We start from the raw sequence: 10,482 nt of genomic DNA on the forward strand, positions 1-10,482 counted from the left end.
GTTTGGAGACGACCTCCTGACAGGCCATCTCAGGGTTGAGCACCTGGTGAAGGAAGGCCCAGAACACCGTCACCGGAGGCAGCAGCCGCACGCGCCGGGCCTTCGCCTCAGGAGCCTTGGCGAAGAAAGCCGCCGGCAGACATGAGGACAGCAGCGCGGCAAGATCGGGCAGCGCGTGCTGGCGCAGTTCGTCCAGACCGCGAGCAAGGCGGGAGGCCTCGGTGCGTTTGGCGCGGCCTTGAAGAGTGCGGGGAAAGTGGGGCAGGAAGCAAGTTTGAAGAGCCATGCTCCAGCAACCCACAAATCACCGCTTCGTTGTACCCTTTGTCACAAGTTTGCTGACGGCTCAAAAACCACGATACCCCGCCTTAACTGAGTGCCATTCATGCCAGGCATTTAGTTATATCCCTGTGAATTATGACGGTGGCACCCCCTCGCTTTCCCCTCGCCCATATGAAGCTCTTGAAGGGAAGTGGGGATACCAGTGGATGAACAAGCAACCAAATGAATGGACCGCTAGGCAGCTCGGCTCATTTTCACATGCATTTGTCCAATTTCAGGCTCAGCAATTGGCAGCCTCTGTTTGCGACCTCATATATGAGGTGCGGCTTTCGAATGACGAGGCTCTTAAAGTCTTTAGCGAAAAAATACCACTTGTGTATGGCCAATACCGAAATGTCGCAAGATAAGGAGGAGTAAAATGAACAAAGCCAAACAGAAATATGATGAGACCATGGATTTAATGAGATCCATGGGATTTTTACCTCCAAAGCTTCAGCCCATCTCCCCAGACGAGAAATATTTGAATGTTGAAGGAATCGAGGTTCCACCCATCATCGCCGAATTTCTTAGCCGTTTCGATTCACACGTCCTGAGTGTCTTAGAGCCGGGTGTACTGCTATGGCAATGCGATATGGATGGCCTGAAGCTTTTAAAAAAAGGCATTCGTTTTATGGATCTTGAGGAGATGTATTTTGATGCAATCCGTCAGGCAGGTGGTGCTTTCATCAATTTTAGGGGACAATATGATCTGATGTTTCCCCGGCGTACTCATCTCATGAGAACGTACTTTGATAAAGTCGGCTTTGGAATAGATGATTTTTTGGATCCGCAGACAGGCAAGCCTTTGATCGAAAACATTAATTCTCCGGAACGAGTCAAGCAGCGTCTGGATGACGCACTTGCCATCTTTGACGCCATGATGAATGAATGCCCTATGACTTTGCGTGGGATCACCGCGACTCAGGCATATCTGAAAACAACAACCCCGCCTGCGGATAAGAAGTGGGCAAATGAGTGGGCTCAAAAAATCTGGGATTACTATGTGAAGCACAAATCTTCTGCGATGTACAAGCCAAGACAGGAACCCATGGACTGGTATTCACGCAAGCAGTGTTTCAAAGAAGCTGAATTAGGTTTATTTGACCTTGGAGGTTTCCCGTAAGGTGCCCGGTCTCTTTGCGTTTGTTGCACTGTGCTTGATTTTTTCTGGAAAATGGGGCAGAGTGGACGGTACTTCTGCTGTAGAGAGCGTGCTTTGAGGCCCTGCGCCCCCCCTCACTCAATCTCCTTCGCAAACTCCGCCAGCGCCTCCCTCAGCCGCGCGATTTCATCCGTCACCTCCGCGAGCAGTTTCCCCGCCTGCAGCAGATTTCCATTCCGCGTGCATTGAGTCAGCGCGGATACCGCATTGAAGGCCGGTGCGGCGGCGTAATTGCCCACCAGTCCCTGCAAAGAATGAGCGGCTTGATGCAGCGCTTCGGCATCCAGTTCATGCAGCGCCAGGCAGGCGTGGCCTAGCATGGGTTGCGACTCCTCAAAGAACAGCCGGATCAGCTCCAGCATCAGCGGACCATCGCCAATGTTGTCGCAGAAAGTGTCGGCGTCGAACACAGGCTCATGGCATGCAGCACCAAAGGGCAGGGGATCCGCCTGGGGGTTCTCGCTGAGGCTGGCAAACTTTTCCAGCAGCGGATAAAGCTCCGTCGAGTGAATGGGCTTGGCGATGTAGTCATCCATCCCCGCATCCAGGCACTGCTCGCGATCACCCTTCATCGCATTCGCCGTCATGGCGATGATGGGCACATGCCTGTCGGTGCCGGCCTCGCTTTGGCGGATGGCCAGCGTCGCTTCAAATCCGTTCATCTCAGGCATCTGGATGTCCATGAGGATCGCGTCAAAAGTCTGGCTGGCGAGCAGCTCCAAAGCCTCGCGCCCATTGCAGGCCAGCGTGACCTCATGCCCCCGATCCTCCAGCATCTTGATGGCCACGAGTTGATTCACCCGGCCATCCTCCGCCAGCAGCAGCTTCATCGGCGCCATGCTCTGCAGCCCCGGCATGTCATAGGCGCTGCTCGTTCTGTCATCGGCCATCAGCCCGCCCATCACGCGGCTGATCGTGTCAAAAAGATCCGAGTGCTTCACCGGCTTGGTCAGGCAGCGCTCATAGCCCAGATCTTCATCGCCGATCTCGGCGGTCAGATTGCCACCGGATGACAGGATCAAAATTTTCGGTGCGCTGTCGCCGAAACGTTCCCGGATCTGGCGGCAAACTTCCGCGCCATCCATCTCCGGCATCATGTAGTCCAGCAGCACCAGCGGGATCGGCGCACCTTCCGCCTGGGCCTGCTCCAAAATATCCAAGGCCTCGGCACCGCTGGCGGCAAGGACCGGCCGCAGCTCCCAGGTCTTGAGCATCTCTTCGAGGATCATGCGGTTCGTCGCATTGTCATCCACCACCAGCACTTGGAAGTCGCGCAGTTGATCTGGCAGCATGCGCGCGGCATTCGGCTTCTGGGTGCCAAGTTCAAATTGCGCGGTGAAGTGGAAGATGCTGCCCTTGCCCGGCTCGCTCTCCAGCCACATGCGCCCCTGCATCAGCTCCACCAGCTGCCTGGAAATGGTCAGGCCCAGCCCGGTGCCGCCGAAGCGCCGAGTCGTGGAGCTCTCCGCCTGCGTGAAGGATTCAAACACATTCGCCTGCTTGTCCTTGGCAATGCCGATGCCCGTGTCAGACACCTGCACATGCAGGATCACCCGGTCTTCGGTCCGGCTCTCCACGCGGAGTTCCACCACGATCTCACCACGCGGTGTGAACTTGATGGCATTTCCTACCAGATTCAAAATGATCTGCCTCAGGCGGCAGATGTCGCCGATCAGGCAGTCCGGCACGTCAGGCTTCACCAGGTAGGCCAGCTCAATGTCCTTCTCCGCCGAGCGTGCCGCCAGCGTTTGCAGGGTGTCCCCGATGGAGTCGCGCAGATCAAACTCATGGCTGTCCAGGTCCATCTTGCCCGCCTCGATCTTGGAGAAATCCAGGATGTCATTGAGCACCGTCATCAGCGAATCCGCCGACTGCCGCACCAGGTTCAAGTAACCGCGCTGATCGCCCGTCATGCGCGTGTTCAGCAGCAGCTCCGTCATGCCCAGCACCCCGTTCATCGGCGTGCGAATCTCGTGGCTCATGTTCGCGAGGAATGTGCTCTTGGCCTGGTTCGCCGCCTCGGCCGCCGCACGCGCCATGCGCAGCTCGTCCTCCGTCTGAATACGCTGCGTGATGTTTCGCGCCGCCGCATAGATCGCCGTCTGGCCCGCATTCGGCGCTGCGGTCCACTCGATCCACAAGTAGCCGCCGTCCTTGTGCTGGTAGCGATTGATGAAATTGACCAGGTTCAGCCCCGCCTCCAGCCGCTCGACCGCCTCCACGGTTTTCGGCCGGTCTTCAGGATGCACAAATTCGAGGAAAGGCCGGCCCAGCATCTCCTTCTCCGTGTAGCCCAGCGTGGTGCAAAAGGCCGGATTGATGCGCTTGAAGTAGCCGTCCATGCCCGCGATGCACAGCATGTCCAGCGCCACCTGGAAGAAGGGCCCCAGCCCGCTGCTGGCCTCCTCGGCCTCGCGTTTGGCCCGGACGAGTTCATCCTCCACCCGCTCGCGCAGGGCCAGCTGCTGCACCAGTTCCAGCTTGGTCTGCTGCAGCTCCGCCATGGACTGCTCCAGCAGCGCCTTCTGCGAAGCCAGCGCCGCATTGGCCTTGTACAGGGCCTCCTCGGTCTCCTTGAGTGCTGTGATGTCTTTGGAAATCCCGCAGGTGCCGATGATGCCGCCATCCGCATCGCGCAGCGGGCTCTTTGTCACCAGTGCCCAGCCCGTGCGTCCGTCCAGCAGCCGCTTTTTCTCCTCCTTGCCGGTGATGGATTTGCCCAGCCGCATCAGCTCCTGCTCATCCTCCAGCGCCGCCTGCGCCAGTGCAGGCTCGAAGTAATCAAAGTCCGTTTTGCCGATCACCTCCGCCGGATCACACGCCCCCAGATACTCGGCCTCGGACCGGCTCACCAGCACAAACGCCCCCTGCTTGTCCTTGAAATAGATGCGGTCAGGAATGTAATCCAGCAGGCAGCTGAGCAGTTTGTAGTGCTCCTCAATGCTCGATAAATTCGGCGCACAGAAAGCCGGAGTGGCTCTGTCCGCCGGTGCATGGGCTGGCTTGGCGACGTCAGGCATTCGCCACCTAATACGCCCCCTCTTCGAAAATGGCAAGGATGGCATGCGGGCATCACAAGCCTCAATCACTCAACGCCATGAGCCGCTCAACTTTGCCGCAAGCCCAAGATCGCCACAGTTCCGTACTGGGAGCGCCGGTTTTTAACCGGCTCTGGAAAGCTCCGCCACACAAACAAGCACAGCATGTCCCATCTGCATCATTCGCGCTCTCCAAGGCCAGCCTCCGGAACCCCACTCGCCAGCCCATTGGCTGAAACTTGAGTCCGCACAGAATCAATCTCTGCCCCCTCCGCCCCTCTGCGGCAAATCCGTACGTCCCTTGCACCGTCAACCAGCACCCATCCCCCCCAATCAAAACAACTCCATCTGCCCACCCGCATCCTTCGGCCGCCGAAACGCCTCCGCACTCACCTCCGGCCTCCGGTGCAGCATGCCGGCACGTTTGATCGACACCTTAAACATCGCCGCGATCTGCTCCGACCACACACCCATGCCCTTGAGCCGCTTGCCAAATTCACCGTGAGACATCGTCTTCCCCTGCGTCTCCTCGATGCGGCTGAGAATCTTGTCCCGCATGCCAGGAAAGTGCTGGTCCAGCCACGCACGAAACACATCCTTCACCGCAAAGGGCAGTCGCACCACGGTGTATCCCGCGAACTGCGCCCCCGCAGCACGCGCGGCTTCAATCAGCGCGGGGATTTCCGAATCGTTCAATCCAGGAATGATCGGCGCGGTGGAGACGCCCACAGGAATGCCCGCCTCATGCAGCAGGCGGATCGCCTCCAGCCGCATCTTCGGCGATGACGCCCGCGGCTCCAGCTTGCGGGCCAGTTCGGAATCCAGCGTCGTGATGGAAACATACACCGCTGTCGCCGAATGCCGCGCCAGCTCCGCCAGCAAATCCACATCCCGCGTGATGAGGTGGTTCTTCGTGATCAGCACCACAGGGTGCCGACACTCGGCCAGCACTTCCAGGCACCCCCGCGTGATGCGCAGCTTTTTCTCAATCGGCTGATACGGGTCCGTCACGCCACTCAGCGAAAGAGTCTCCGGCTTGTAGGAGAGCTTGCTCAGCTCGGCGCGCAGCAGGGCAGGGGCGTTCTCCTTGACCATGATGCGGGACTCAAAGTCCACCCCGGCAGAGAAGCCTAGGTACTCATGCGTGGGCCGGGCGTAGCAGTAGGAGCACCCATGCTCACAGCCACGGTAGGGGTTCAGGCTGGCCTCAAAAGGCAGATCTGGGCTGCGGTTGCGCGAGATGATGCTGGACGAAAAATCGCGCAGAAATTTCGTGGCCACTTTCTCCGGCGCTTCACCGGGATCGTAGTCCACATGCAGCTCTGCGAACCGCTGGTCCGGATTCCCCGCAGCCCCGCGCCCGCGAATGCCCTTCACGTTCGGCACGCCGCGCGGAGATTCTTCATGGGGCGAATGCAAAGACATAGGTGATCTTACGCCGCCCACGCCGCAAAGGCCATGGCCCTCATTGCTGGGAGCGCCAGTTTTTAACTGGCCGAAGCGGTCACGCTGGCCACCGCTTCCTCGCCGCCTCCATGGCTTCCTCCTCGCACCTCGCCTTGGGACGTTCGCCCAGAGCCGGTTAAAAACCAGCGCTCCCAGCAAAATCCCACCGCTCCTTCATGGCTAAGCTGCCGCCACCGCAGGAGCTTGTGCCACCGCACGCCGGGCCAGAAATTCATCCGCCAGCGCCCGGTAAGCCTGCGCACCACGGCCGGAGGGCTCGTACTCGATGATGCTTTTGCCAAAGCTCGGCGCCTCACCCAGACGCACCGTGCGCGGGATCAGCGTCTGGTAGCAGGTCTCGGCAAAGTAATTGCGCACGTCATTGACCACCTGGTTCGCCAGATTGGCGCGGCTGTCATACATCGTCATGACAATGCCTTCCAGCAGCAGGTTCGGATTCGCCCCGCACTCGCGGATCTGCTGCACCACATTCACGATCTTGGAGAGACCTTCGAGGCCAAAGTACTCGCACTGGATGGGCACCAGCAGCTCGTCCGCCGCCGCCAGGGCGCCCGTCATCAGCACGCCGAGGGAGGGCGGGGTGTCCAGAATGGCGTAGTCGAAATGGCCGGAGTCGCGCAGCGGGGCCAGCACCTCTTTCAGGCGGGCCATGTGGTTGCCTGCCTGCGCCAGCTCGATTTCACAACCGGCCAGCTCTTGATGCGAGCGGATGATGGAAAGGTTCGGCAGCCGCGTGCTGCGGATGGCCAGACGCGGGTCCGTGCCGTCCACCAGTGCGGAGTACAGGCTCCCCCCGTCTTCCTGGGCCAGCCCGAGTCCGCTGGTGGCATTCGCCTGGGGGTCAAGGTCCACCAGCAATACCCGCACCCCGCGCTGGGTGAGGCACGCGGCGAGGTTCAAAGCGGTCGTCGTTTTACCGACGCCGCCTTTCTGGTTGGAAATGGCGACAATCCTCATAGGTACTTGGCACTGGACTTTGCAGATAAACCATGGGACACGCCAGCACGAAATGGAAATCACAGAGAAATGGCTCGGAGAAATCGGCGGTTGGGCGGTGATGAAGTCCGCTCGCTCCTTGGTGGATGCAGGTTTGGCCGTTGTCACCAGCAGCAGTGACGGCATGATTCGCGGCACAGCCGGCTCTGGAAAACTCAAATTCACCACCGGCCTGCGCATCCGCACCTCCTCCGATGTGGAAAACCTCTGCACCTGCCCCCACGCCCGCCGCAGCGGCATGATGTGCGAGCACGCCCTCGCCGTGGCCCTCGCCCACGTCCGCGAGCAAAGCGGTGCCAAACCTAGTTCTGGATCTTCAGTACGTTCTGTAGTCCCGCCTTTAGGCGGTTCCGGCGGTCTACGCCCTACTTCAGCCGGTTCCGGCGGGCTCGGCGCGTCGCATGCCGGCGGAGCTTCCGGACCGGCTAAAGCCGGTACTACAATACCCAAACCACAGGCCGCCCTCACTCCGCTCAAAATCCTCGGCCAGTACTCCCTCTACCTCCCCGAACCTCTCCTCCAAGGCCAGATCCGCGAACCCTTCGGCGTCTTCGTGAAATACCTCCCCGGCGGCGAAGGCGAAACCTCCCTCTTCGCCGCTTGGCTGGCCAGCCAGGGGATCAAGCAACCCCAGAGCCTCCCCATCTCCCTCAGAGGCGCAGGTCTGAACACTTTCTTGGAGACGCTTGCCGAGCACCCCCGCGTCTTCCTCGGCAAGCCGAACGGCCAGGAGCGCCTCTTCCACGTCGCCCCCGAGCGCGTCCGTCTGCCGCTGGTCGTCGAGTCCGTCGATCCCCAAACCGTCCGCCTCAAACTGGAAGGCGCTCACCAGAAACACGTCATGGGCGCTTGGTGGATCTGTCAGGAGACCGACTCCCTCTTCCGCCATTTGGCCGATACCCCCGCGCTAGCCACCCTGGCTGGCGAGCTGAGCAAGGCCCCGGTCACCAAGCCGCTCCGCTGGCTGGCAGAGCAGGGGGAGTCTCTGGGCGAATGCTTCCAGATGGAACTGCGCGGCGCAGGCCTGGAGAAATTCCATGTCGCCCCGGTGCCCTGCCAGTTCGAAATCCAGCTCGACGGCTCACTCCAAGTCGTGGATGTGAAACTCTCCGCTCGTTACAATTCGCACGCCTGGCCCGTGCGCCATTCAGATGGAATTCATTCAATCTTCCCAATTCAGGATGAATTAAATGTCTTTGTATTCTACATCCAAAACATAGAGGCAGAATTCCGCCTTTTGCGCCGCTTGGAGGGTCTCGGATTCAAGCCCGAAGGCCAGGTCTTGCGGTTGCAGGGCAGCGAGAACGTCCTCCGCTTCTACGCCTCCGAACTCCCGCAGTTGCGTAACCTCGCCACCGTTACCGAGGGCGAGCGCTGGCGCTCTGCGACTCGCGGCATCCAGCGCATCGCGCCCAAGACCAAGTTCGTCGCACCCGCCGGCCAGATGGGCGGCGGCGGCGGCGACTGGCTCAGCATGGAGTTCGCCTACGAGTCCACCGATGGCTTCCGCCTCCCCCGCGCCGAAGTCCTGCGGCTGGTCCGCTCCGGCCAAAGATCGGTCAAAGGCGCCAATGGCAAGCAGTACATCCTCGACATCGCCGCCGTGGATGATTTGGAGGAATCCCTGCGGGATGTCCCCATGGAGCTCACCCCTGAAGGTGCCCGCGTCCATGGAGCCCATGCCGCCTACTTTGGCGATGAAGCCACAGGTGCCGCTAACGAGATCAGCGTTACAAGTAGTGAGGTTCAGGCTGAGATCGGCGATCTCGCTGGCATGCTCCGCCCTTACCAGATGGAGGGCGTCTGCTGGATGACCTCCCGCATCCTGCGCGGTCGCGGCGGCATCCTGGCCGATGAGATGGGCTTGGGCAAAACCGTCCAGAGCATCGCCGTGGCCCTCTTCCTCAAGCAGCGCAAAGGTGATCAATGCGGCCCGATGATCGTCGTCTGCCCCAAGTCCCTGCTGGGCAACTGGCAGGCCGAGTTCGAGCGCTTCGCCCCCACTCTGAAAGTCCTCCAAATCCAGGGCGCAGGCCGCGAAAAAGCGCTCAGTACCATCTCCTCTTTTGACGTGATATTGACCTCTTATCAATTGATCATCAGAGATATTAAACATTACCAAACTATTCGATTTGGTTTGATTCTTTTGGATGAAGCCAGCTTCATCCGCAACCCCGATACCGACGCTGCCAAGACCCTCCGCAGCCTCCATTGCAGCGGTCGAATAGCCCTCACCGGCACCCCTTTGGAAAACGGCGTGCGCGATTTGTGGTCCATCTTCCACTTCGCCCTGCCGGGTTATTTGGGAAACCAGAGTTCCTTCAAAGAGCGCTTCGAAAGCCCCATCCAGTCCGGCCTGGACCTCCCCGCAGGCCGCGCCGCCGCCCAGCGCCTGCAAAAACTCACGCTGCCCTACTTCCTCCGCCGCACCAAACGCCAGGTGCTCAAAGACCTGCCCGAGAAGATCGAGCAGGTGCTGTGGTGCACCCCCAGCGCCGCACAGAGCGAATTCTACCGCAAGATCCTGGAGGAGGGCCGCGAGGAGATCAAAGCCGCCCGCCGCCGCTCCGGCCAGAACGGCGCCAAGATGACCATGTTCACCGTGCTCCTGCGCCTCCGCCAGGTCTGCTGCGATCTCCGCCTCACCGGCGTCCAGCCCGACGCCCTCAAAGGCCTCGGCCAGGACGACCTCTCCGGCAAATGGCCCGCCCTCCTCGGCCAGATCGAGTCCGTCATGGAGTCCGGCGGCAAGCTCCTCGTCTTCAGCCAGTTCGTCCGCTTTTTGCACCTCATGCGCGACCACCTGAAAGCCGAAAAACTCGACCACGCCTACCTCGACGGCAGCAGCCAGGACCGCTCCGAGCAGGTAGCCCGCTTCCAGAAAGACCCGAACTGCCGCATCTTCCTCATCAGTCTTAAAGCCGGCGGCTACGGCCTCAACCTCACCGCCGCCGACAACGTCATCCTCGCCGACCCCTGGTGGAACCCCGCCGTCGAATCCCAAGCCATCGACCGCGCCCACCGCATCGGCCAGCAAAAAGTCGTCAACGCCTACCGCCTCGCCATTCGCGGCACGGTCGAAGAACGCATCCTCAAACTCCAGGCCCAAAAACGCGGCCTCGTCGAAGCCGCCCTCAACGACCAAGCCCCCATGATGGAAGGCCTCACCGAAAGCGATCTCGAAGCACTGATCCAGTAGCCCTCCCGCGCATTCAGCCACCGCCGCCTCTCAAAAGCAACCTCACGCCCAGGCTGGCCGCACGCACTACAGGGCTTACGCATGAAGCGAGGCGAGGATTTTGAGTCGGAAGGCAGGGGCGAGAGCAGCCCGGCGGCGTTTTCTGCGCAGGCTGAGCTTGGAGGGCTCGTCGCGAAGGGCCTTCATGGCCATTTCGCGCAGGATGGAGAGGTTGTGCGCACCATTGTTGTCGCGCACCTGGCAGTGGTCTTCACGGAACGTCACATCCAGCACCCAGTGGCAGCGGTTCTCCACTCCCC

The 10,482-nt window shown here is 60.4% G+C and carries 5 protein-coding genes and 2 pseudogenes; 2 read left to right on the forward strand and 5 right to left on the reverse strand.

The window, feature by feature from the left end; all coding sequences use genetic code 11:
- Positions 1–286: pseudogene (locus tag WAW39_RS08355) on the reverse strand (hypothetical protein); the annotation flags it as partial.
- A gap of 414 nt (positions 287–700) precedes the next feature.
- On the opposite strand from WAW39_RS08355, the gene WAW39_RS08360 reads away from it, so the two are divergent.
- Positions 701–1,444, forward strand: coding sequence for a hypothetical protein (locus tag WAW39_RS08360; protein ID WP_422317703.1), 744 nt, complete (start codon positions 701–703; stop codon positions 1,442–1,444).
- A 113-nt stretch (positions 1,445–1,557) separates the two neighbouring features.
- Here WAW39_RS08360 and WAW39_RS08365 read toward each other — a convergent pair whose 3' ends face one another.
- The 3 genes from WAW39_RS08365 to WAW39_RS08375 all read right to left on the reverse strand — a co-directional run bounded on the left by WAW39_RS08365 (position 1,558) and on the right by WAW39_RS08375 (position 6,945).
- Positions 1,558–4,503, reverse strand: coding sequence for a response regulator (locus WAW39_RS08365; RefSeq protein WP_422317705.1), 2,946 nt, complete (start codon positions 4,501–4,503; stop codon positions 1,558–1,560).
- Positions 4,504–4,854: 351 nt separating this feature from the next.
- The gene (locus WAW39_RS08370; protein WP_422317707.1) at positions 4,855–5,946 is read right to left on the reverse strand and encodes a PA0069 family radical SAM protein; all 1,092 of its coding nucleotides are present in this window, start codon (positions 5,944–5,946) and stop codon (positions 4,855–4,857) included.
- A gap of 201 nt (positions 5,947–6,147) precedes the next feature.
- On the reverse strand, positions 6,148–6,945 hold the full coding sequence (locus WAW39_RS08375) for a ParA family protein (protein ID WP_422317709.1): 798 nt from the start codon (positions 6,943–6,945) through the stop codon (positions 6,148–6,150).
- A 52-nt stretch (positions 6,946–6,997) separates the two neighbouring features.
- Here WAW39_RS08375 and WAW39_RS08380 point away from each other — a divergent pair, with 52 nt between their 5' ends.
- Positions 6,998–10,183 (forward strand): DEAD/DEAH box helicase, encoded by a 3,186-nt coding sequence (locus tag WAW39_RS08380; protein ID WP_422317711.1) that lies wholly within the window; start codon positions 6,998–7,000, stop codon positions 10,181–10,183.
- 75 nt (positions 10,184–10,258) lie between these two features.
- Here the strand turns inward: WAW39_RS08380 and WAW39_RS08385 are convergent.
- Positions 10,259–10,482, reverse strand: a pseudogene (locus WAW39_RS08385) (ISAs1 family transposase); the annotation flags it as partial.

The sequence above is a fragment of the Prosthecobacter sp. genome (genome assembly GCF_049294395.1).
In the GTDB taxonomy this organism is placed as follows: Bacteria; Verrucomicrobiota; Verrucomicrobiia; order Verrucomicrobiales; family Verrucomicrobiaceae; genus Prosthecobacter.

What these genes read in the sequence shown, in the direction of transcription:
- WAW39_RS08360 (WP_422317703.1), top strand. Translation starts at nt 701, where the DNA reads ATGAACAAAGCCAAACAGAAATATGATGAGACCATGGATTTAATGAGA.
- WAW39_RS08370 (WP_422317707.1), bottom strand. Translation starts at nt 5,946, where the DNA reads ATGTCTTTGCATTCGCCCCATGAAGAATCTCCGCGCGGCGTGCCGAAC.
- WAW39_RS08375 (WP_422317709.1), bottom strand. Translation starts at nt 6,945, where the DNA reads ATGAGGATTGTCGCCATTTCCAACCAGAAAGGCGGCGTCGGTAAAACG.
- WAW39_RS08380 (WP_422317711.1), top strand. Translation starts at nt 6,998, where the DNA reads ATGGAAATCACAGAGAAATGGCTCGGAGAAATCGGCGGTTGGGCGGTG.
- WAW39_RS08365 (WP_422317705.1), bottom strand. Translation starts at nt 4,503, where the DNA reads ATGCCTGACGTCGCCAAGCCAGCCCATGCACCGGCGGACAGAGCCACT.